Below are 21,566 nucleotides of genomic sequence, written 5' to 3'. Positions count from 1 at the left end.
AGGAACCGCCTCAGCGATCGCCCTCGGCAAGGGTATGCGCGACAATTGCATTGGCATGGCCGTGCCCCATGCCGTGCTGTTCCTTCAGTAAGGCGACGAGCTCCATATGTTTCGCAGGCAGTGCCGCGCGAACCAGATATTTCCACTCCGAAATCGGCCGACCGTAGGTCTTCTCGATCGAAGGAAAATAGGAGGCCGGACCTTTGATCTTGTCTGCGCTCATAGGGAATTGTCTTCGCTGAGTGATGGCGAAGGATCACAAAAGCGCACTCTATTGTCAACGCGAGCCCGGATTGCTCGACATTACCTGAAAGAACAGACGCAAAGGCGAAGCACGGCGCTCAGTCCTTCTTGGCAGCAGACGCAGCAACCGCCGCAGCAGCCGTCACCACGGGCGGCCCCTTGGCGATCGACGCGGAAAGCGCCGCGATTTCCGGGCAGGCGCGCTTGGCGCACACCGTCTTGATCCGCGCCAGATTGTCGCGCGCGCGTGCAACGGCACCCTTGGCGACCAGCGCCTCGCCCTGCCCGCTGAGCGCCGCCACGTCATTGGGATCGAGCGACAGCGCTTCCCGATACAGGCGGATCGCCTTGCCCGGCAAACCACGGGTTTGGGCAACTTCGGCCAGCGTCACGAATGCACCGCGATTGCGCGGGTCGACCGCCAGTGCGCTTTCCAGCGTATCGGTCGCGGCATCAAGATTGCCCGCCGCTTGCAGCGCACGGCCGCGCGCGAGCAGCGCCATCGATCGGCCATCGATCGTATCCTCACCGCGCTGCCCCTGCACCGCAGTCGCAACGGTGAGCAGCGTCAGCGCAGCGGCGACGGCGACAGACGTATAGCGCATGAGATACTCCAGCTTTGGCACGGCGACAGAGCTATCACGCGTGTTGCAATCGCGCGACAAAAAACCCGTCGGTTGCATCATGCGCTGGTGTCAGCCGCGTGCCCGCACCCTGCGCGCGTCCTGCGCCCAGATCGAGCGGCTGCGCCCGCCACCCCGGATTGGCCGCGAGGAACGTCGCAACTTGCCCCGCCCCTTCTTCATCGAGCAGCGAACAGACGATGTAGACAAGGGCACCGCCGGGCTTGACCAGTGTGGCACCGACTTCGAGGACATGGCGCTGCGTCTCGACCAGCCGTTCGATCCGGTCGGGGGTCAGCCGCCAGCGTGCCTCGGGGTTGCGTCGCCAGGTGCCGGTGCCCGAGCATGGCGCATCGATCAGCACGCAATCGGCGCTGTTCTGCCAATCGTCGAGCATTTCGACTTCACGCCCCGGATTGAGCAGCCGCGTCTCGATGATCCCGGCGCGCGCGCGTTCGGCGCGCGGAGCGAGACGGGACAAGCGCGCACGGTCGGTATCGGTGGCGAGCACCACGCCCTGCCCGCCCATCGCCGCCGCCAGCGCCAGCGTCTTGCCGCCCGCCCCCGCGCACAGATCGACGATCCGCTGCCCGGCTTGCGCGCGCGCGGCGAGCGTGACGAACTGGCTGCCCGCATCCTGCACCTCGATCGCGCCATGATTATAAGCGGGGAGTTGTTCGACTTGCGTGCCCGAGGGCAGGCGCAACCCGTCGGCCAGCCCGGCAATCGGCTCCGCGCCCTCGATCTCGATGAGTTCGTCGATCGCCCGGTTGATCCGCGCGTCGAGCGGCGCGCGGTCGATCAACGCCGGAAATTCGGAATCGTCGAGCCCCGATTGGCGCAAGCGATCGAGGATCCAGTTGGGCGCGATACCGGTCTTGGCCGGGGTTTCGCTCGGTCCGATCACCGCCGGGCCGTGGCCGACGCCGTCAAAGGTCGCGGCCAGTTCCGGGTCCGCCTTGGCCAGCGCCAGCAGCGCCGCGCGGCCCGAGGCCGGACGTTCGCCCAGTGCCCGGATCGCGGCATAGACCAATTCGCGCACCGCGCGCCGATCCTTCGATCCGGCATACCGCCGCGTCGCAAAGTAGCGCGCGACGATCGTATCCGCCGCCGCCCCCGAATCGCGTGCGCCCGCGATGATCTGGTCGAGCAGTTCGATCGCGGCTTGGGTGCGGGCAGATGGGGTCATGGCATCTTTCTCCCTCTCCCCTTCAGGGGAGAGGGTCGGGGAGAGGGGGACGCAACGGGAAGGTGGCGCAACACGGCCCCTCTCCCCAGCCCTCTCCCCGCACGCGGGGAGAGGGAGAAAAATCAGCGCGTCGGGTAATTCGGCGCTTCGCGCGTAATATCAACGTCGTGCACGTGGCTTTCCTTCAAGCCGGCACCCGTAATCTGCACAAAGCGCGCGCGCGCCTGCAAATCTTCGAGCGTGGCCGAGCCGGTATAGCCCATCGCCGCGCGAATCCCGCCGACGAGCTGATGGATCACGTCCTTGGCCGGGCCCTTGAACGCCACCTGGCCTTCAATGCCCTCGGGCACCAGCTTCATCTGGTCCTTGATGTCGCCCTGGAAATAGCGATCGGCCGAACCGCGCCCCATCGCGCCGACCGAGCCCATGCCGCGATAGGATTTGTAGGCCCGGCCCTGGTACAGGAAAGTCTCGCCCGGCGCTTCCTCGGTGCCCGCCAGCAGCGATCCGATCATGCACGCCGATGCCCCCGCCGCCAGCGCCTTGGCGAGGTCGCCCGAGGTACGCAGGCCCCCATCGGCGATCACCGGCACGCCTGCCTTCAGCCCGATTTCGGCGCAATCCATCACTGCGGTCAATTGCGGCACGCCGACACCTGCGACGACGCGCGTGGTGCAGATCGAGCCCGGCCCGATGCCCACCTTGATGCCATCCGCGCCGGCATCGATCAGTGCGCGCGTTGCCTCGGCGGTGGCCACGTTGCCCGCGATCACCTGCACCGAATTGCTCAGCTTCTTCACCCGCTCGACCGCGCGCGCAACGTCGCGATTATGGCCGTGCGCGGTGTCGATCACCACCAGATCGAGCTCGGCATCGACCAGTGCCTCGGTCCGCGCAAAGCCCTTGTCGCCAACCGTGGTCGCGGCGGCGACGCGCAAGCGCCCGGCGGCATCCTTGGTCGCATTGGGATAGGTGACGGCTTTCTCGATATCCTTGACGGTGATCAGCCCGACGCAGCGATATTGCTCGTCGACCACCAGCAATTTCTCGATCCGGCGCTGATGCAGCAGGCGCCGCGCCTCTTCCTTGCCGACGCCCGTCGAAACGGTGGCAAGGTTCTCGTGCGTCATCAGTTCCGACACCGGCTGCAGCGGGTTTTCGGCAAAACGCACATCGCGGTTGGTAAGAATACCGACCAATTTGCCATCGGCCTCGACCACCGGGATGCCGCTGATGCGGTTGCGCAGCATCAGGGCCTGCGCTTCGGCCAGCGTCGCCGAGGGCGTGATCGTGATCGGGTTGACCACCATACCGCTTTCGAAGCGCTTCACCGCGCGCACCGCAGCGACCTGTTCGTCGACTTCGAGATTGCGGTGGAGCACGCCGATGCCGCCCAATTGCGCCATGACGATCGCCATGTCGGCTTCGGTGACGGTGTCCATCGCCGAGGACAGGATCGGAATGTCGAGCGAAATGCCGCGCGTCACGCGCGTGGCGGTGTTGGTCTGGCTGGGGACGATGTCCGATTCGGCGGGCACCAACAGGACATCGTCGAAAGTTAAGCCGAGTCGAATGTCCATGAGATGCCGTGTCCTGCGCGTAGTGGGGAGCGAGTCGTGGCGGTCCATGTAAACGCCGACCCGCCGATACGCTAGGGGTGTGGAGGGATGTGATGCGACAGACCGGGACTGCGCACTCCATCGCGACCGGTCGGCTCACGGCCCAGACCGGCGAAAGGCGTGCGTAATATCCGACCCTCCCGACGGGCTCCTAGCCCGTTATCGTCGGAATTCTCGTTTGAACGATCACGAACCTGCGCCCGTCCAGGGCAGACCCAAAACACCCGTGCAAGGAGCATGCGACCCATGAAGGCAATGGTACTGAACCGCCCGGGAACGCCGCTTGAATGGACCGAACTGCCCGATCGTGCGCCCGGCCCCGGCGAGGTCCGGGTAAAGGTGCTCGCCTGCGGGGTTTGCCGCACGGATTTGCACGTTGTCGATGGCGAATTGCCCGACTCGAAATCGCCGATCATCCCCGGCCATGAGATCGTCGGCCGCATCGACGCGATCGGCGCGGGCGTTGCAGGCTTGCAGATCGGGGAACGGGTCGGCATCCCGTGGCTTGGCCACACCTGCGGCGTGTGCCCCTATTGCCAGGAGCAGCGCGAAAACCTGTGCGATGCACCGCAATTTACCGGATATACCCGCGATGGCGGGTTTGCGACGTCGGTGGTCGCCGATGCGCGTTTTGCCTTCCCGCTTGGAGAAACAGGTAGCGACGTGTCCTTGGCACCGCTCCTGTGCGCTGGGCTGATCGGCTGGCGGTCGCTCAAGATCGCGGGCGACGGCAAGCGCCTCGGGATCTACGGTTTTGGTGCCGCTGGACATATCGTCGCGCAAGTCGCCAAATGGCAGGGACGCGCGGTCTACGCCTTCACCCGGCCAGGCGACACCCGCACGCAGGACTTTGCGCGAAGCCTGGGGGTAGTGTGGGCGGGTGGCTCGGATGAAAGCCCGCGGGAGAGGCTGGACGCCGCGATCATTTACGCGACGGTCGGGGATCTTGTACCGATGGCGCTAAAGGCGGTCCGCAAAGGTGGCCGTGTGGTGTGCGCCGGGATCCATATGAGCGATATCCCGAGCTTCCCCTACGACATTCTCTGGGAAGAACTGCAACTCGTCTCGGTCGCCAATCTCACGCGGCAGGATGGAATCGAGTTCCTCGGCCTCGTCCCCAAAATCGGGATCGCCGTAAGGACCACGGTCTACCCGCTCCAAAACGCCAATACGGCATTGGACGATTTGCGGCATGGCCGCTTCGACGGTGCCGCGGTTCTGGTCCCGTGACACGCCATTCAGAATGTATACGGAAAATGGTGGAGCCGAGGGGGATCGAACCCCTGACCTTTCGCATGCCATGCGAACGCTCTCCCAGCTGAGCTACGGCCCCATCTCGTTTTTGAAGGTCCGTTAAACCGGCCCTTCAGCGGGAAGGCGTCGCCCCTACCGAGGCGGCGCGCCCTTGGCAAGCGGCCAATGCGCCGCTTGCCAAAAAAATCATCGATTACACGTGAAAATCAATGATCGTCGTCATTGGTCGGCGCTTCCACGCCGAGATCGTCATCACCGCCGAGATCGACCTCGTCGTCGGGCGAGGGCTCTTCGTCTTCACCGGTGTCCAGATCCTCGTCGTCACCGGCGAGATCGTCGTCCTTCTTGATCAACTCGGGCTTGGCCTGCTCGAACGGCAGCGGCTGCTTCGACTTCAGGATCGGCTCCGGTTCCCAATGCGCACCGCAATTGATGCACGTCACGGGATCGTCCTTGCCCAGGTCATAAAAACGGGTGGCGCATTTCGGGCACGTACGCTTCGTGCCCCATTCCGGCTGGATCATATGCCGAGTTGACCTTCTTCAAGATGATAATGAGATCTTGCGACCGCGACGCCGCAAAGTGGGGCGCGCCTTGCCATAGCGCAAGCGCACTGTCAAAGCGCGGGGCCGATGGCACATCCTACACCCGCTCCGCTTGAAATCCAACCTTCCGGTCCGCTCACCGGCCGCGTCCGCGTGCCGGGCGACAAATCGATCAGCCACCGCTCGCTGATGTTTTCGGCGCTCGCGGTCGGCACCAGCCGGGTCACCGGCCTGCTGGAGGGCGAGGACGTCCTCGCCACCGCCGCCGCGCTGCGCGCGATGGGCGCAAGCATCGTCCGGGGTGATGACGGCGTGTGGACGATCGACGGTGTCGGCGTCGGCGGCTTGCTGCAACCGGCGAACGCGCTCGACATGGGCAATTCCGGAACTTCGACGCGGCTTTTGATGGGGCTGGTCGCCAGCCATCCGATCATCGCCACCTTTATTGGCGATGCCTCTTTGTCGAAGCGTCCGATGGGCCGCGTGATCACGCCGCTGTCGCAAATGGGCGCGGAGTTCACGTCGAGCCCCGGCGGACGGCTGCCGCTGATGCTGCGCGGGATCTGCCCCGCCATTCCGATCACCTACACCCTGCCCGTCGCCTCGGCGCAAGTGAAGTCGGCGGTGTTGCTGGCCGGGCTCAACACGCCGGGGATCACGCGCGTGATCGAGCCCGTCGCGACCCGCGACCATAGCGAGCGGATGCTGCGCGGCTTCGGCGCGAAGGTGACGGTCGAGCCATCACCGCAAGGTCGAATCATCGCGATCACGGGGGAGGCTGAACTGCTTCCTCAGGAGATCGTCGTTCCCGGCGACCCCTCCTCCGCCGCCTTCCTGGTCGTCGCGGCGACGATCGTGCCGGGCTCGGACATCGTCGTCGAAAATGTCGGCCTCAACCCCACCCGCGCGGGTCTCTTCACGGCGCTCCGCATGATGGGTGCCAGCATCGAGGAACTCGACCGGCGCGAGGTTGGTGGCGAGCCCGTCGCCGATTTGCGCGTGCGCCATGCCGCACTCACCGGCATCGAAATCCCGCCCGATCTCGCCCCGAGCATGATCGATGAATATCCTGTGCTGTTCGTCGCGGCCGCCTACGCCTCCGGGCGGACGATCGCACGCGGGGCCGACGAATTGCGCGTCAAGGAATCGGACCGCATTTCCGCAATGGCCGCCGCGCTCGGCGTGATTGGCGCGCGCGTCGAAGAGGTCGAGGACGGCATGATCATCGACGGTAGCGGCGGCGATCCCCTCCCCGGCGGGGGCACGGTGGCGACCTTGCTCGATCACCGTATTGCGATGAGCATGGCGGTGGCGGCGCTCCATTGCCGCAAAACCAATGCCGGTGCCGCGCTGACGCTCGACGATGCGAGCCCGGTCGCGACCAGTTACCCCGCGTTCTTCTCGCAGATCCGGCAATTGCAGGGCGACGCCCGGTGATCGATTCGCATGCGGCCGATATCATCGGCTTTGTGGGTGCCCTGACCATTCTCGCCGGCTTCGCGTATCAAACGCTGCGAAATGCCGCGCCCAACCTTCTGTCGAACGGTCTGAATTTTCTTGGCGCATCGCTGCTGGCGATATCGTTGATGGTCAACTACAACCTCCCCGCGCTCGCCCTCGAATTGGCCTGGGCGGTGATCGCGCTCCTTGGATTGGTACGTACTTTGAGTGTTCGCCGATGATTATTGCTGTCGATGGTCCCGCCGCCTCCGGCAAGGGCACGATCGCGCGGGCGCTCGCCCAGCATTATGGCCTGCCGCATCTCGACACCGGGCTGCTGTATCGCGCCGTCGCCGCGAACGTTGCGCGGCTGGAACTGGACGGCGCGATCGAGGCCGACGCGGTCGCCGCGTGCGATTTTGACGAGGCGCTGCTCGACGACCCGATCCTGCGCAGCGACGCGATCGGTTCGCTCGCCTCGGTGGTGTCGGCGCATCCGCTGGTGCGTGCGGCGTTGTTTCACCGGCAGAAGCGCTTCGCCTATCAACCCGGCGGGGCAGTGCTCGATGGCCGCGACATCGGCACGGTGATCGCCCCCGATGCCGACGCGAAGCTGTTCATCCGCGCAACCCCCAATATCCGCGCGAAGCGCCGCCATGCCGAGCTGCGCGCGCACGGCTCGACGATCAGCCTCGACAAGGTGCTGGCAGACATTCGCGCGCGCGACTTGCGCGATTCCACCCGCTCCAACGCCCCGCTGGTTCCCGCCAACGATGCGGCGTTGCTCGACACCAGCTTCCTCTCGATCGAAGCCAGCGTGCAGCGCGCGATCGCGATTGTGGAGGCGCGGCGCACGACCGTCCGTTAAACCGGATTGGAAAGCCAATCCTCGTGCACGTGGCGAATCCGCAGAATTACAATGTCGTGATCTTCAAGTACGTAAAGGATCAGATGTGATTTATAGGCGAAAGCCCGAATGGGCGGTCGCGTTTCCAGGCGTTCTCGCGCAGCTCTCGGATGCTCTGCGAGGAACCTGAAAGTCCTGAGCAAACCGTCTGCATACGCATCTGCCTGCTGAATGCCAAAAAGCTCGGCGCTGCGCGTATAAATGGCCTTGAAATCGATCCGCGCTTCTCTCGATAGCCTATGCACCCGTGATGGTCTGCCGCTCGAGAAATTCCCGACGGGCCTCCGCCATGATGTCTTCAACACTCTGGTCGCAAATTCCGCTCGCAATGCCGTCATCGATCAAACGCTGTATGTTTTCGATTTTTTCGAGGCGGATTTGTTCGCGTCGGATCAGGTCTCTTACAACGTCACTGCTGTTGCCGTAGCGGCCATCCACGGTTTGCGCTTCGACCCAATCCTTCATCGTATCGGGCAGAGAGATATTCATCGTAGCCATGCGCCGTCTCCTGCCTTCACGCTAGGTTTTTGGCAAAGATTGTCAAGCTGTGCGTGGCGTGCGGTGTACGGCGCGGGATCGAGATCATTTGCGCCCCAGCTTCAAGCGAAAATGGGCCAGGCCGAAGGGCGGCGGCACCGTTCAGTGCCTGTCGGCAGGCTGCGCTTCCTTGGCCAGCCGGGCGTCGACGATCCCCGTATAGCTGACACTCAGTTTTCGACACGCGGCCGGATCGATAAACGGATTGGGCGTCGGGTGCTGCTCGAACCGTGCAAACGTTACGTCGCCGCCGGAATTGTCGGGATGCGCCGTAAACAGCATATCGCACGGCAATGCCCCGACCCGCGCAATCGTGTGCCGGAAGGTGGCGACGATCGCGCGGTGCGCCGGATCGGAAAAGCGGTAGCCGTCGACCGAGACCGGGTTGATGCTGGAGGCGAACACCATGTTCAAACAGCGCCCGGCCTCGCACGAGCGCCACCGCCAGCTCGTGCTTCCGGCGGTATGGCCGGGCGTGGCCACCGCAATGACGCCGACTTTGCCCAGCCGGATCACGTCGCCATCCTTCACCACCCGCAGCGGGCCGGTAACCACTGGAAGATTGGGTAATTGGCCGAATTGCGGGTCATCGGCATCGCTATGCCCCTGCCGAAGCGTTTTGGCGGCCGGGGCGCTCGCCACCACCGTCGCGCCGCTATCGCGCGCGAGCGCGGCGAGCCCGCCGGCATGGTCATAATGCGGCTCGGTGCTGAGAATGAACTTCACGTCGCGCAGCTTGAACCCCAGCGCGCGAATATTAGCCTCGACCGCCGCCACGGATTGCGGGAGCGCCGCGTCGATCAGGATTAGCCCCGCCCCGGTATCGATCAGCGCGACGTTCATCTTGCGGAAGCCGACCAGATAGGTGTTGCCATAGATCCGCTTGGGCGGCTGCGGGGCCAGCCAGCGCGCGGCATAATCGGTGGCGATCGGGCGGGTCAGCGGGTCGTCGACGGCTTGCGCTACGGCGCTGCCGCCGATCATCAATACCGCGCTCATTCCCATCGCCGATCGGTACTTCCGCATATCGCCCCCCTATGATCTTTCCTTATCTGGTATAGCCACCGGCACCGTGGCTTCAACGCCCTCCTACGGCTTGCCCGCTGCCGCATATCCCGCTATAGGGCTGCGGTCCGGTGAGCGGTGTTCACGGAGGCTGGCGCGACAGGCATGTCCTCTCGCGCCCTTTTCGCATTCGCGCGACTTGCCCCTCCATCCACTCCGATCGACGGATGTCGGGTTGCGCATACGGCCAGCCCGACACCATAGGCCAAGACCGCCGGAGACAACCGGCTGGCCGGAACATGATTTAGGAATACAAGACTTTATGGCCACTCAGGCAAACCCAACCCGCGACGATTTCGCCGCCCTTCTCGAAATGACGCTCGGCGGTGCCGACAGCTTCGAAGGCCGCGTCGTCAAGGGCACCGTCACCGCGATTGAAAACGACCTCGCCGTCATCGACGTCGGCTTGAAGTCGGAAGGCCGCGTTCCGCTGCGCGAATTCGCGATGCCGGGCCAGAAGGCAGACCTGAAGGTCGGTGACGAAGTTGAAGTGTTCGTCGACCGCGTCGAGAATGTGCACGGCGAAGCGATGCTGTCGCGCGACCGCGCACGCCGCGAAGCCGCCTGGGACACGCTCGAAACCGAATTCGCCAAGACTGCCCGCGTTGAGGGCGTCATCTTCGGCCGCGTCAAGGGCGGCTTCACGGTCGACCTCAACGGTGCCGTCGCCTTCCTGCCGGGTTCGCAGGTCGACATCCGCCCCGTGCGCGACGTCACCCCGCTGATGGACATTCCGCAGCCGTTCCAGATCCTCAAGATGGACCGCAAGCGCGGCAACATCGTCGTGTCGCGTCGTGCGATCCTCGAAGAAACCCGCGCCGAGCAGCGTTCGGGCCTGATCCTCAGCCTCGCTGAAGGCCAGATCATCGACGGCGTCGTCAAGAACATCACCGATTACGGTGCGTTCGTCGATCTGGGCGGCATTGATGGCCTGCTGCACGTCACCGACCTCAGCTACAAGCGCGTTGGTCATCCGTCGGAAGTGCTGAACATCGGCGATACCGTCCGCGTTCAGATCATCCGCATCAACAAGGACACGCAGCGCATCTCGCTCGGCATGAAGCAGCTCGAGAGCGATCCGTGGGAAGGCGCCGCCGCCAAGTATCCGGTCGGCGCCAAGCTGTCGGGCCGCGTCACGAACATCACCGAATATGGTGCGTTCGTCGAGCTCGAGCCGGGCATCGAAGGCCTGGTCCACGTGTCCGAAATGTCCTGGACCAAGAAGAACGTCCATCCCGGCAAGATCGTGTCGACGAGCCAAGAAGTCGACGTCGTCGTCATCGAGGTCGATCCCGACAAGCGCCGCATCTCGCTCGGCCTCAAGCAGGCGATCAGCAACCCTTGGGAGGCCTTCGCCGAGGCGCATCCGATCGGTTCGACCGTTGAAGGCGAAGTCAAGAACGCGACCGAATTCGGTCTGTTCATCGGCCTCGACAACGACGTCGACGGCATGGTCCACATGTCGGACATCGCCTGGGGCGTGTCGGGCGAAGACGCGCTCAACCTGCATCGCAAGGGCGAAGTCGTTCAGGCGATCGTGCTCGACATCGATGCCGAGAAGGAGCGCATTTCGCTTGGCATGAAGCAGCTTGAGCGTGGTGCTCCGGCAGCCGGTGCGGCAGCGGCAGGCGGCAACGCTTCGTCGGGCCTCAACAAGAATGCCATCGTCACGGTCACCGTGCTCGAAGTCCGCGATGCGGGTCTCGAAGTGCAGGTCGGCGACGACGGCGCGACCGGCTTCATCAAGCGCACCGACCTCGGCCGCGATCGCGACGAGCAGCGTCCGGAGCGGTTCCAGACCGGTCAGAAGTTCGACGCCATGGTCACCGGTTTCGACCGTTCGAAGAAGCCGACCTTCTCGATCAAGGCGATGCAGATCTCCGAAGAGAAGCAGGCCGTTGCACAATATGGCTCGTCCGACTCGGGCGCGTCGCTGGGCGACATCCTCGGTGCAGCGCTCAAGGCGCAGGGTGCCGACAGCAAGAAGTAAGCGTAAAGGGCGGGGTTATTCATCCAAATGGAGTAGCCCTGCCCTGTCTTTCCCCGTCGTTTCGTGGCTATCGTAAATGACAGAATTGCGATAAAAAACATGACCGAAGCGGCCTTTTTGTACCGCAAGGGTATGGCCACGACGGCAGGGGGAAACGACACGATGATCCGATCAGAACTGGTACAGACACTGGCTGCCGAAAATCCCGATCTGTCGATGCGCGACATCGAGGCGCTGGTGACCACCTTTTTCGACGAGATCACGAAGCGACTGGCACTGGGCGGACGTGTTGAGCTCCGCGGCTTCGGTGCCTTTTCGACCCGCGCGCGCGATGCGCGTACCGGACGCAATCCCCGCACTGGCGAATTGGTCGATGTCGGCGCGAAGCGCGTCCCGTATTTCAAGCCTGGCAAGGAAATGCGCGCGCGTCTCAACGTCTAAGCGACTTGACGCAACCCGCGCGGTACGCTTGGAATTTCCGCACATGCGGACGTGGCGAAATTGGTAGACGCACGGGACTTAAAATCCCTCGCCCTCAGGGTGTGCGGGTTCGAGTCCCGCCGTCCGCACCATTTATATCTCTGAAACGATGCGCCCTGCCCTGGCAGGAGCAGGCGGTGCGTCCCGGTCGCTTGAGCGTGGACCGGGACGACCCCCATCACCGGCACCCATCACCGGCACCCATAACCGGCACCCATAACCGGCACCCATAACCGGCACCCATAACCGGCGCACGGCCAACCCGGCCGTGCGCCCGTCAGCGCGGCTATGCCGTCTTGCTGCCCCACAGCGCGTAGAACAGCACATAGACTTCGCACGCGGCGGTCAACAGGAACGACGTCTGCAGGCCATAGCTGTCGGCCAGCCATCCCTGCACCACGACCAGTGCGCCGCCTGCGATCGCCATGATTAGCAGGCCCGACCCTTCCTCGGTCAGCGGCCCAAGGCCCTTGATGCCCAGCGTGAAAATCGTCGGGAACATGATCGAGTGGAACAGCCCGACCGAGATCAGCGCCCACATCGCGACATGGCCGGTGGTGAAGGCAGCGACCAGCATCACGATCGTCGCGCCGATACTGGCCACTGCCAGCGCGTGCCCGGCCTCGACCCGCTGCATTGCGAACGCCCCGACCAAACGGCCCACCATCATTCCGCCCCACAACAGGAACAGATAATTGGACGCCTGCTGGTGCGTCAGATTGCCGATTTCGGGCTGCGACACGAAGTTGATGAACAGGTTGCCGACGCCGATCTCGGCGATCAGGTAAATGAAGATCGCCGGGATGCAGAGCACGAGATTGCGGTGCTGCCACAGCGGATGATGCGCGATGCGATAGCCGAGCGACTTGCCCGAGGGGGGGGCTTTGGCGGCGCGCTGCGTCGCGACGCCCATTGGCGGCAGCGGGAAGCGTGCGATGATGACCGCCAGCACCGCAAGGACAACAGCGACGATGACATAAGGCAGTACCACCGATTGCGCGTCGGCCAGCCGCTCGGCCGGGGTCAAGGCCGCAGCCCCTGCCGCGGCCGTGCCCGAGGTCGTGCGGCCAAGGATGAGATAGCCGCCGAACAGCGGCGCGAGCGTCGCCCCTGCCGAATTGAACGCCTGCACCAGGTTCAACCGCGATGACGCGGTCTCGGGCTTGCCCAGCACCGAGACATAGGGGTTGGCCGCCACCTGCAGCAGCGTGATGCCACTGGCGATCACGAACAGCGCGAACAGCGTGACCTCATAAGAGGGCAGCTTTGCCGCGGGCACCATGATCAGCGCACCCACCGCCATCATCGTCAGGCCGATGACCATCGAGCGCTGATAGCCAACCCGTTCGATCACCATCGCCGATGGGATCGAGGCGAAGAAATAGGCGATGAACCAGACCGATTCGATCAACGTGGTCTGCGTGTAGCTCAGCGCGAACACGCTGCGCAGGTGCGGCAACAGCGTACCGTTGATGACGGTGATGAAGCCCCACATGAAGAACAGGCTGGCAAGCAGTGCCAGCGCCCGCCCTGCTTTTGGTCCGCTCGCGCCTTCCGATATCCGCGCCACTGGGGCCACCATCGCCATTACCTGTCTCTCCTGAATCAATCCTCTATTGTCTGAGTATATGTGGCCAGCGAGCGCGTCAAACGCCGATCGCGCTGCGGATGGCGCACGGTGCCAGCGCGCAAGATGTTGAAGACCGGCGCACGAATCCAGCCCGCAAAGCGGTGCGGCCGGTCACGATCGTCGTGCGCCCGCTAAGGCGGATTCAATCGTCGAAGGGGTCCGTATCGCGGCGGCGACAGCGCAGAAAGGCGTCGGCGACCAGTCGCAGCGGGGTGCGGTCGACATCGCTCTCGCCTTTTGCGATCAGCGCGGCAAAGTGGTGATAGAGCGCGGCATATTCGGCCTCAGGGGCGCTTTCCCGAACCACGCCGTTGATCGCCAAGCGGCTGCCGCCATGCGTCAGCGCCAGCGTGCCGTCATCGGTATCGACGACGATATCCCATGTCTGTGGGCCGGTCTGCCGCCAATCGAACACGGCGTGGACCGGCGCCCCACTCATCCCGATCATGTTGAGCTCGGCGGCGATCGGCGCTGCACGGTTCGCGGGGAAGTCGAGCGTTCCGTCGTGCAAATAGAAATGGCGCGGCAGAATGCGCGTCGCGATCGACAGCGCGTTGATGCCGGGGTCGAACACACCGAGCCCGCCCGGCTCCCAAATCCACTGCTGCCCGGGATGCCAGCGCCGGACATCCTCTTTCCAGGTGATCTCGACATGGTTGATGCGCCGTTCGGTCAGCCATGCGCGGGCGTCGTGCACTGCGGGCGCGAACCGCGAATGCCAGGCTGCGAACAGCGTCGTCCCCGCCGCTTCGGACAAGCGCGTCAGCGCCTCGACCTCGGACAGGGTCGCGCCGGGCGGCTTTTCCAGCAGGACATGCTTGCCCGCGCGGATCGCCTGCACGGCGGCATCGAACCGCGCTTGCGGCGGCTGGCACATCGCCACCGCATCGATCGCGATGTCGGCATTGAGCATGGCCTCCACCGACGCGAACACCGACACATCGGCGAGCGTCCCGGCCAGCGTTGCCGCCGCGACCAATTCAAACTCGGGCGACCCTGCGATCGCCGGCAAATGCTGGTCATGGGCAATCTTGCCGAGGCCAACGATGGCGATGCGGATCGGGCTCACAGGGTTTTTACCGACACAGGCGTGGCGGGTTCCGCACCGATCGGGTTGCGCACGGGGTAGCGGAAGGGTGCCGCCGCAATCTCAAAAATGTCGCCCGCCTGGGTCTGCACCGCGTCGCTGAACGACAGCGTCGCCGTGCCGAAGAAATGGACGTGCACGTCGCCGGGACGCCGGAACAGCGCATATTTGAAATGGTGATGCTCAAGATTGGCGATGCTGTGCGACATATTGGCTTCGCCCGATACGAACGGCTTTTCCCACAGCGTCGCGCCATCGCGCAGGATCTTGCTGCTGCCCTCGACATGCGATGGCAAGGGGGTGATCAGCAATTCCGGGCCGAGCGCCGCCGGCCGCAATTTGGAATGGGCGAGCCACAGATAATTGCCGCGTTCGGTGACATGATCGGAAAACTCATTGGCGAGCGCAAAGCCGAGGCGCACCGGCGTACCGTCCTCATCGATCAGGTAGATGCCCGCAATTTCCGGCTCCTCCCCGGCATCAAGCGCGAATGACGGTGAAGGCAACGGCGCGTCGGGTGCGATCAACGCACTGCCATCGCCCTTGAAGAACCATTCGGGCTGCGCGCCGACCGCGTCGCCCTCGGGCTTGCCGCCCTCCACGCCCATCAGGAACATCTTCATCGAATCGGTCTGCTGCGCGGCATCGTTGATGGCGCGGTGCATCTTGTCGCGGCCTTCAGCCGAGCCGAGGTGCGTCAGGCCCGTACCCGTCATCAGCAAATGCGCGGTATCGGGGTGGTCGATCGGCGCGAGCACGGTGACGCCTGACAGATCAACCGGTGCGCCCTCGCCCAGCGCCTGGACCATCTCGACCAGGCTGCGCCGCTCGGCAAGCGCGCGGCGCGCCAATTCCACCACCGTGGCCACGCCCGGAACGGTCCGCAGCGTATCGCCCTCCGCGACGACCACGGCACGCACGCCGTCTGGCTGGCGGATCTGAATCAGCGAAACCGTCACTCTATTTCTCCGTCATTTGTACCAGTCCGGCGGCATCCACAATCGCGCCGACTGGCCTTTGCATCTATTTTGTCTGAGTATATAGCAAGATCAAACTGGTCAACGACGGGAGAGTTTATGCGGCATAACGGTCTGGGTTGGACGAAAACAACGCTGCTCGCAGCGCTCGCGACGTGCGCTGCGACGCCTGCTTTTGCCGCGTCGGCGGAACGACGCCCGTTCGGGACGCTGGCCGATGGCACGGCCGTCGAAGCGGTGACGCTGAAGGGCGCGAACGGCGTCAGCGCGACGATCATCTCCTTCGGTGCGACGCTGCAGGCGTTGAAGGCCCCCGACCGGGACGGCAAGCTTGCCGATGTCGAACTCGGCTATGACGATCTGCAAAGCTATGTCGATCATCCCAATTTCTGGGGTGCAAGCGTTGGCCGCTATGCCAATCGCATTGCCGGCGGACGCTTCACGCTTGATGGCAAGAGCATCCAACTCGCCCAGAACGACAAAAGCAACTCGCTGCACGGCGGGACCAAGGGCTTCGATAAACTGCCCTGGCGCGTCGTCTCGGTCACCTCCGGCCCCACCGCGCGCGTCACCTTCGCGCTGACGAGTGCAGCGGGCGACCAGGGTTATCCCGGCACGCTGGCGGTCACCGCCACTTACGCGCTCGATGACACCGGCAATGTGACGATCGACTATGATGCGACCAGCGACGCGCCGACGATCGTCAACCTCACCAACCACGCGATCTTCAATCTCGCTGGGGATGGCGCGCCGCAGGGTGCCTTGCAACACCGGCTGACTATCCCCGCCGCCCGTTACACGCCCGTCAACGCGCAGCTGATCCCGACCGGCGTGCTGAAGCCCGTCGCGGGCAGCGTGTTTGATTTCACGCACGGGCGCGTGCTGCAGGATGGCATACGCGACGGCACCGATCCGCAAATCGTGTTCGGCCGCGGCTATGATCACAATTTCGTGCTCGATGCCGGGCGGACAAAGGAGCCCAAGCTCGCGGCGCGGCTGGAAGATCCGGCGTCGGGTCGCGTGCTCGAGGTGTTGACGACCGAACCCGGCGTTCAGCTCTACACCGGCAATTTCCTGGATGGCACGCTGATCGGAAAAAGCGGGCACCTGTACCGGATGGGCGACGGCATCGCGCTCGAGCCGCAGCTCTTCCCCGACACGCCCAACCAACCGGCGTTCGGATCGGCGCGCGTCGATCCGGCACACCCTTATCACCACCGGATGATCTTCCGCTTGTCGACCACGCGCTAAGGCTTAGCGACAGGCCCCGTCGACCGGGCGGCGCGCGACCTACGCGGTGGCGCGCGCCGCCCGGAAGGCGGTAACCAGCGCACGTCCGCGCGCGCCGGTGTCGTCAGCCGAACGACCCGGCGCATATAGCGACGATCCGATGCCAAAGCCCCGCGCCCCGGCGGCGCAATACGCGGCCATCGTCTCGGCATCGACGCCGCCGACCGGAAACACCGGCATCGCCTTCGGCAACACCGCCCGCATCGCCTTCAGGCCTTGCGGACCGGCGACTTCGGCGGGGAACAGCTTCAATCCATCGGCCCCCGCCTCAATCGCGGCAAAGGCTTCGCTCGGAGTGAAGAAGGCGGGCAGCGACACCAGCCCCAGCGCCTTGGTCGCGCGGATCACCTCGATATTGCAATTGGGCGAGATCACGATCTGCCCCCCGGCATCCTTGACGCGTTGCACATCGTCCGGGTGCAGCACCGTCCCCGCCCCGACCAGCGCGGTGTCTCCCAGCGTATCGACGATGGCGCGGATGCTCGCAAACGGCTCGGGCGAATTGAGCGGCACTTCCAGGCACCGGAAGCCGCAGGCGAACAAAGCGCGCGCCACCGGTGCCGCCTCGGCCGGCGTGAGCCCCCGCAGAATGGCGATCAGCGGAAGCTCTTGCAGCACGTCTTCGAAGGTCATCGGATTTCCTTTCCGATCGTCCACAGCCCGGCGGCGGTTGCCGCATCGCCATCGACGAGATTGATGTCCTGTCGCCCGGCAAGGCCGAAGGCGGTGCGATAGCGTGCGCTGAGCGCGGGATCGCCGATCATGGTGATGCTGCTGTGCGCGCTCCCGATCATCGCGCCGATTTCGGCACCGATCAGCAAACCCGACAGATACGCCGCAACCTCCTGCGGCGACAGCCCGCCCAGCAACACCTCGGCCCGCGCTGAGAACAGCAGCAGCGACAGCGCCGGATCGGCCAGCGCCCGCTCCACCCCACGGGCAAAGCCAGCGCCGGTGTCGCGCGCGCCCGGATCCTCGGCCAGGCGGCCCAGCAGCGAGTGCCGCAGCAGCACCGCATAGAGTTCGCCCGTCATCGCCGTGCGGAAACCGGTCACGCGGCCCGCCTCCAGCGTTGCCCATTTGCTATGCGTACCGGGCAGCACCAATATGCCGTCACGCACGCCCGCACCCAGAATCTGCGTCTCTTCGCCGCGCATCACATCGCCCGGCCGACCGGGCTGATTTACCGCCAGGCCCGGCACGATGTGGCAACGGCCAAGCGCCGTATCGAAGCCGAGCGTCGCCGCCGCCAGCGCGACCGGATCCGCCGGGCACGGCAGATACGCGGCCTCGCGCCAGCCATTGCGGCTGCCGATCATGCCACTCAGCACGATTGGACGCCGATCGCCAGTCCAGCCCGCAACCAGTTCGCCCAGCACCGCCTCGAATGCGCCATCCTCGATCGTCGCAATGCCGCGCGGTGAGGCACGCCGTTCGATCACCGTGCCATGTGCATCGAAGCGAAAACCCCGCAGGTTGGAGGTGCCCCAATCGATGCCGATCAATCCGGTCATCGCCCCGCGGCCTCGCGCATGTCGCGGCCGATCTTTGCAACGTCCGCCATCCAACCTCCGGAATTTCGGGGCACAACCCCCGCATCAGCACAGCCACTGCGCGGCGTCATGTTCGACTCTCTTCCCGCTGACAAGCCCGCAACCAGCCAGAATCTGGCCCCGCCACCAACGCGCGGGCGATCCGCCGTGCAACCTCGTCGCGCATTCGGCGTTGAGCCAGAGAGCGATTGCAGCGTAAGCAGCATCTGACATTCCCGATCGTATCGACAAGGCGCGCAGACATGGCCGAGCAAAAGGACCTTCCCCACGCTGCTGGTCCGGCTGGTGGCTGGGGATCGCTGCGGGGAATCGCGCACGCTTATGGCGACGCCTTGCCCAGCCCCGCCGCGCTGCGCAGTCTCGGTCGGATCAACAAGCCCAAGGGCGTGATGTGCGTCTCCTGCGCCTGGCCCAAGCCCGCCAATTATTCGGCCTTCGAATTTTGCGAAAACGGCGCGAAGGCGACGCTGTGGGAACTCACCAGCGCGCGCTGCACCCCGGCCTTCTGGGACGAGGAAGGCCACACCGTCACCGCGCTGCGCGACTGGAAGGATCACGACCTCGAAAAAACCGGCCGCCTGACGCACCCACTGCGCTACAATGCCGCGACCGACCGCTATGAGGAAGTGTCGTGGGACGAGGCGTTCGCCGCGATCGGCGCGACGCTCACCGCGCTGCCCAAAAACAGCGCGGTGTTCTACGCCTCGGGCCATGCCGGGCTTGAAGCCTCCTATCTCTACGCGCTGCTTGCGCGCGTGCACGGCACCAACAACCTGCCGCAAAGCTCCAACATGTGCCACGAGACCACGTCGGTCGGGCTAACCAAGGTGATTGGCTCGCCAGTCGGCACGATCGTGTGGGAGGATCTCGCCGAAACCGACGCCTTCTTCGTATTCGGCCAGAATCCCGGCACCAACAGCCCCCGCTTCCTGCACCCGATGAAGGAATTGAAGGATCGCGGCGGCAAGATCGTCACCTTCAACCCCGTCATCGAACAGGGCCTCGTCTCCTTCGTCGATCCGCAAAGCCCCGCAGCGATGCTGACCGGCAAGGAGACCACGATCTCCGACCAATATCACCAGGTGAAGGCTGGTGGTGACATCGCCGCGATCCTCGGCCTGTGCAAATGCGTGGTCGAGGCCGACGATGCCGCCAAGGCAGCGGGCACCGCAGAAGTGATCGATCACGCCTTCGTCCAGCAACACACCACTGGCTTCGACAGCTTCATCCAATCGTGCCGCGACGCAGACTGGGCCGAAATCGAGCGCGAATCCGGCCTGACCGAAGCCGCGCTGCGCGAGGCCGCCGCCATCTATATCGCCGCCGAAAAGGTGATCGGCGTTTATGGCATGGGGCTGACGCAACATGCGCACGGCGCGCTCAACATCGCGATGCTGGTCAATTTGCTGCTGCTGCGCGGCAATATCGGTCGCCCGGGTGCCGGCTGCTGCCCGGTGCGCGGACACAGCAATGTGCAGGGTCAGCGCACCGTCGGCATTGCCGAGAAAGCGCATCTCGTCCCGCTCGATAAATTAAAGGAACTGTTCGGCTTCGATCCGCCGACCGAGGACGGCATGAACATCGTCCACGCCGCCGAGGCGTTGTTCGAGGGCAAGGTGAAAGCGTTCATCTCGCTTGGCGGCAACCTTGTCCGCGCCGTGCCCGATCAACACCGGATGGAGGCGGCCTGGGCAGCGCAGGACCTCACCGTGATGGTCTCGACCAAGCTCAACCGCAGCCACCTGTTCCCGGCGAAGCAGGCCTATATCCTCCCCTGTCTCGGTCGCTTCGAGACGGACGAGCAGGCAAGCGGACCGCAGACCATCACCAGCGAGGACAGCTTTTCGATGATCAGCGCCTCGATCGGCTATCGCGCGCCGGTGTCGGAGAGCGTGAAGAGCGAGTTGGCGATCGTCGCCGGCATCGCCAAGGCGACGCTCCCGCCGCTGCCCGCGCTGCAATGGGACGCCTGGACGGCCGATTACGGGTTGGTACGCGACTTGATCGAACGCACCTATCCCGACGATTTCCGCGATTATAACAAACGCATGTATCAGGCGGGCGGCTTCTATCGCGGCAATGGCGCGCATGAGCGGGTGTGGAAGACGCCCGAGGGCAAGGCGGTGTTCACCACGCCCGACGCGCTCAATTCGGTCGGCTTTCAGGATGCGCCGGGCCGCTACCGCCTCATCACGATGCGCTCGAACGATCAGTTCAACACCACGATCTACGGCTATTCGGACCGGCTGCGCGGGCTCGAAGGCTCGCGCGACATCGTGCTGATGTGCCCGGAGGACATTGCCGAGGCTGGGCTCACCGATGGCCAGACGATCACGCTCATCGCCGATGTGGCCGACGGCCACGACCGCCGTCTGAGCGGCCTGAAACTGACCGCCTACCAGCTTCCGCGCGGCACGATCGCCGGCTATTACCCCGAATGCAACGTGCTGGTGCCGATGCAGCATCACGACGCGCTATCGGGCACGCCCGCGTCGAAATCGGTGCCGGTACGGGTGGAAGCGGAGCGATACCCAGGCTCGTAAGATTGGCCTACGTGTCTCATGTACTGTAACATCGTCAGTACCGGGAAAGTCCTGCTCTTGGGGGATGAACAATGATCATCACGGTGTTTGTCTTGATGGCAGCTTCCGTTTCGTCGAGCGCAGCCAAAGCCGACGCGATATGCGAAGTCGGACGCGTGGCGTTGCAGGACCTGCCCAGCACTAATCGCGAACGAAGCGCCGATCTCTACTATGCGGGTCACGACGCTGAACGAACCGATGTCCTGGAAGTTTGCCCAAAACTTGTGAGTGAGATTCCGGCTGGCTATCCGCTGGCGGATAGAGACGCGCGGGCACGAGCAAACATGCACGTGCCCATAGCGGGGCAGGCGATTAAGGCCGCCTTCATCTACTCGATCGAAGTTCCCGAGATCGGTGCCGACCTCAAAACCGCGACTGTCCGAATGGATGTTTCTTGTACCGGATTATGCGGCTCGGGTTTCGAGGCCCACTATATTCGTACGGCGAAAGGCTGGAAGCGCCAGGGGGACATTCGAACCCTCTTCGTGTCTTAGTATGACGGTAGATTGTCCGCGCGCCTTCTGGCGTGCGCTAGCCACGCCGCGCTTTTGTGCA

General features: G+C 64.4%; 22 protein-coding genes and 2 tRNA genes. 10 read left to right on the top strand and 14 right to left on the bottom strand.

Translation table 11 applies throughout. The annotated features are described in order from the left end of the window. Positions 1-10: 10 nt before the first annotated feature. The 4 genes from H4W01_RS08555 to guaB all read right to left on the bottom strand — a co-directional run bounded on the left by H4W01_RS08555 (position 11) and on the right by guaB (position 3,635). Positions 11-223, bottom strand: a complete 213-nt coding sequence (locus H4W01_RS08555; protein ID WP_209610683.1) for a DUF4287 domain-containing protein — start codon at positions 221-223, stop codon at positions 11-13. Between the two features lie 118 nt (positions 224-341). Then, positions 342-848 carry a tetratricopeptide repeat protein gene (locus tag H4W01_RS08550; RefSeq protein ID WP_209610682.1) on the bottom strand — a complete coding sequence of 169 codons (507 nt, stop codon included), beginning with the start codon at positions 846-848 and terminating at the stop codon, positions 342-344. A 34-nt stretch (positions 849-882) separates the two neighbouring features. Next, on the bottom strand, positions 883-2,055 hold the full coding sequence (locus H4W01_RS08545) for an RsmB/NOP family class I SAM-dependent RNA methyltransferase (RefSeq protein ID WP_209610681.1): 1,173 nt from the start codon (positions 2,053-2,055) through the stop codon (positions 883-885). A gap of 122 nt (positions 2,056-2,177) precedes the next feature. Continuing rightward, entirely contained in the window at positions 2,178-3,635 is a 1,458-nt protein-coding gene (gene guaB, locus H4W01_RS08540) for an IMP dehydrogenase (protein WP_209610680.1), read from the bottom strand. Positions 3,636-3,920: 285 nt separating this feature from the next. Here guaB and H4W01_RS08535 point away from each other — a divergent pair, with 285 nt between their 5' ends. After that, a complete protein-coding gene (locus tag H4W01_RS08535; RefSeq protein WP_209610679.1) occupies positions 3,921-4,904 on the top strand; it encodes a zinc-dependent alcohol dehydrogenase family protein in 984 nt (327 codons plus the stop codon). A 27-nt stretch (positions 4,905-4,931) separates the two neighbouring features. Here the strand turns inward: H4W01_RS08535 and H4W01_RS08530 are convergent. Both H4W01_RS08530 and H4W01_RS08525 read right to left on the bottom strand, forming a co-directional pair. Next, positions 4,932-5,007 (bottom strand) — tRNA-Ala (locus H4W01_RS08530). Positions 5,008-5,134: 127 nt separating this feature from the next. After that, entirely contained in the window at positions 5,135-5,452 is a 318-nt protein-coding gene (locus H4W01_RS08525) for a TIGR02300 family protein (protein ID WP_010402715.1), read from the bottom strand. A 108-nt stretch (positions 5,453-5,560) separates the two neighbouring features. Between H4W01_RS08525 and aroA the strand changes: the two genes are divergently transcribed. The 3 genes from aroA to cmk are packed head-to-tail and all read left to right on the top strand — an operon-like array spanning position 5,561 to position 7,781. Beyond that, positions 5,561-6,910 carry a 3-phosphoshikimate 1-carboxyvinyltransferase gene (gene aroA, locus H4W01_RS08520; protein ID WP_209610678.1) on the top strand — a complete coding sequence of 450 codons (1,350 nt, stop codon included), beginning with the start codon at positions 5,561-5,563 and terminating at the stop codon, positions 6,908-6,910. Further along, a complete protein-coding gene (locus tag H4W01_RS08515; RefSeq protein WP_010402712.1) occupies positions 6,907-7,155 on the top strand; it encodes a CBU_0592 family membrane protein in 249 nt (82 codons plus the stop codon). The genes aroA and H4W01_RS08515 overlap by 4 nt, the downstream gene beginning before the upstream one ends. After that, a complete protein-coding gene (gene cmk / locus H4W01_RS08510) occupies positions 7,152-7,781 on the top strand; it encodes a (d)CMP kinase (RefSeq protein WP_209610677.1) in 630 nt (209 codons plus the stop codon). Before H4W01_RS08515 ends, cmk begins: the two co-directional genes overlap by 4 nt. Here cmk and H4W01_RS08505 read toward each other — a convergent pair. The 3 genes from H4W01_RS08505 to bla form a co-directional block, all read right to left on the bottom strand. Further along, positions 7,778-8,158: a type II toxin-antitoxin system RelE/ParE family toxin gene (locus H4W01_RS08505; RefSeq protein ID WP_209610676.1), complete on the bottom strand. Its 381-nt coding sequence runs from the start codon at positions 8,156-8,158 to the stop codon at positions 7,778-7,780. The genes cmk and H4W01_RS08505 overlap by 4 nt on opposite strands. Next, positions 8,058-8,318 carry a type II toxin-antitoxin system ParD family antitoxin gene (locus tag H4W01_RS08500; RefSeq protein ID WP_209610675.1) on the bottom strand — a complete coding sequence of 87 codons (261 nt, stop codon included), beginning with the start codon at positions 8,316-8,318 and terminating at the stop codon, positions 8,058-8,060. The genes H4W01_RS08505 and H4W01_RS08500 overlap by 101 nt, the downstream gene beginning before the upstream one ends. 141 nt (positions 8,319-8,459) lie before the next feature. Continuing rightward, entirely contained in the window at positions 8,460-9,356 is an 897-nt protein-coding gene (gene bla, locus H4W01_RS08495) for a subclass B3 metallo-beta-lactamase (RefSeq protein ID WP_334685207.1), read from the bottom strand. 328 nt (positions 9,357-9,684) lie between these two features. On the opposite strand from bla, the gene rpsA reads away from it, so the two are divergent. From rpsA to H4W01_RS08480, 3 genes are all read left to right on the top strand, one after another. Beyond that, positions 9,685-11,412 (top strand): 30S ribosomal protein S1, encoded by a 1,728-nt coding sequence (gene rpsA / locus H4W01_RS08490; RefSeq protein WP_010402708.1) that lies wholly within the window; start codon positions 9,685-9,687, stop codon positions 11,410-11,412. A gap of 162 nt (positions 11,413-11,574) precedes the next feature. Then, on the top strand, positions 11,575-11,853 hold the full coding sequence (locus tag H4W01_RS08485; protein ID WP_010402707.1) for an integration host factor subunit beta: 279 nt from the start codon (positions 11,575-11,577) through the stop codon (positions 11,851-11,853). Positions 11,854-11,898: 45 nt separating this feature from the next. Then, positions 11,899-11,984, top strand: a tRNA-Leu gene (locus tag H4W01_RS08480). A gap of 194 nt (positions 11,985-12,178) precedes the next feature. Here the strand turns inward: H4W01_RS08480 and H4W01_RS08475 are convergent. The 3 genes from H4W01_RS08475 to araD1 all read right to left on the bottom strand — a co-directional run bounded on the left by H4W01_RS08475 (position 12,179) and on the right by araD1 (position 15,568). After that, the gene (locus H4W01_RS08475; protein WP_435804124.1) at positions 12,179-13,480 is read right to left on the bottom strand and encodes a sugar MFS transporter; all 1,302 of its coding nucleotides are present in this window, start codon (positions 13,478-13,480) and stop codon (positions 12,179-12,181) included. 184 nt (positions 13,481-13,664) lie between these two features. Then, positions 13,665-14,591, bottom strand: a complete 927-nt coding sequence (locus H4W01_RS08470) for a Gfo/Idh/MocA family protein (protein WP_209610673.1) — start codon at positions 14,589-14,591, stop codon at positions 13,665-13,667. Then, positions 14,588-15,568 carry an AraD1 family protein gene (gene araD1 / locus H4W01_RS08465; RefSeq protein ID WP_209610672.1) on the bottom strand — a complete coding sequence of 327 codons (981 nt, stop codon included), beginning with the start codon at positions 15,566-15,568 and terminating at the stop codon, positions 14,588-14,590. Before araD1 ends, H4W01_RS08470 begins: the two co-directional genes overlap by 4 nt. A gap of 117 nt (positions 15,569-15,685) precedes the next feature. On the opposite strand from araD1, the gene H4W01_RS08460 reads away from it, so the two are divergent. Further along, complete coding sequence (locus tag H4W01_RS08460; protein ID WP_209610671.1) at positions 15,686-16,837, top strand: aldose epimerase family protein; 1,152 nt, start codon at positions 15,686-15,688, stop codon at positions 16,835-16,837. A 39-nt stretch (positions 16,838-16,876) separates the two neighbouring features. Here the strand turns inward: H4W01_RS08460 and H4W01_RS08455 are convergent, their stop codons facing one another. Both H4W01_RS08455 and H4W01_RS08450 read right to left on the bottom strand, forming a co-directional pair. Further along, entirely contained in the window at positions 16,877-17,509 is a 633-nt protein-coding gene (locus H4W01_RS08455; protein WP_209610670.1) for a 2-dehydro-3-deoxy-6-phosphogalactonate aldolase, read from the bottom strand. Further along, on the bottom strand, positions 17,506-18,390 hold the full coding sequence (locus H4W01_RS08450; RefSeq protein ID WP_209610669.1) for a 2-dehydro-3-deoxygalactonokinase: 885 nt from the start codon (positions 18,388-18,390) through the stop codon (positions 17,506-17,508). Before H4W01_RS08450 ends, H4W01_RS08455 begins: the two co-directional genes overlap by 4 nt. Before the next feature lie 281 nt (positions 18,391-18,671). Here H4W01_RS08450 and H4W01_RS08445 point away from each other — a divergent pair, with 281 nt between their 5' ends. Both H4W01_RS08445 and H4W01_RS08440 read left to right on the top strand, forming a co-directional pair. Beyond that, complete coding sequence (locus H4W01_RS08445) at positions 18,672-20,972, top strand: FdhF/YdeP family oxidoreductase (RefSeq protein ID WP_209610668.1); 2,301 nt, start codon at positions 18,672-18,674, stop codon at positions 20,970-20,972. Positions 20,973-21,043: 71 nt separating this feature from the next. Then, positions 21,044-21,505 carry a hypothetical protein gene (locus H4W01_RS08440; RefSeq protein ID WP_209610667.1) on the top strand — a complete coding sequence of 154 codons (462 nt, stop codon included), beginning with the start codon at positions 21,044-21,046 and terminating at the stop codon, positions 21,503-21,505. Positions 21,506-21,566 lie beyond the last annotated feature (61 nt).

Source organism: Sphingomonas sp. PL20 (assembly GCF_017875905.1).
In the GTDB taxonomy this organism is placed as follows: Bacteria; Pseudomonadota; Alphaproteobacteria; order Sphingomonadales; family Sphingomonadaceae; genus Sphingomonas; species Sphingomonas echinoides.
The sequence above is the reverse complement of the archived record's forward strand: the minus strand, read 5'-3'. Positions and strand labels throughout refer to the sequence as shown.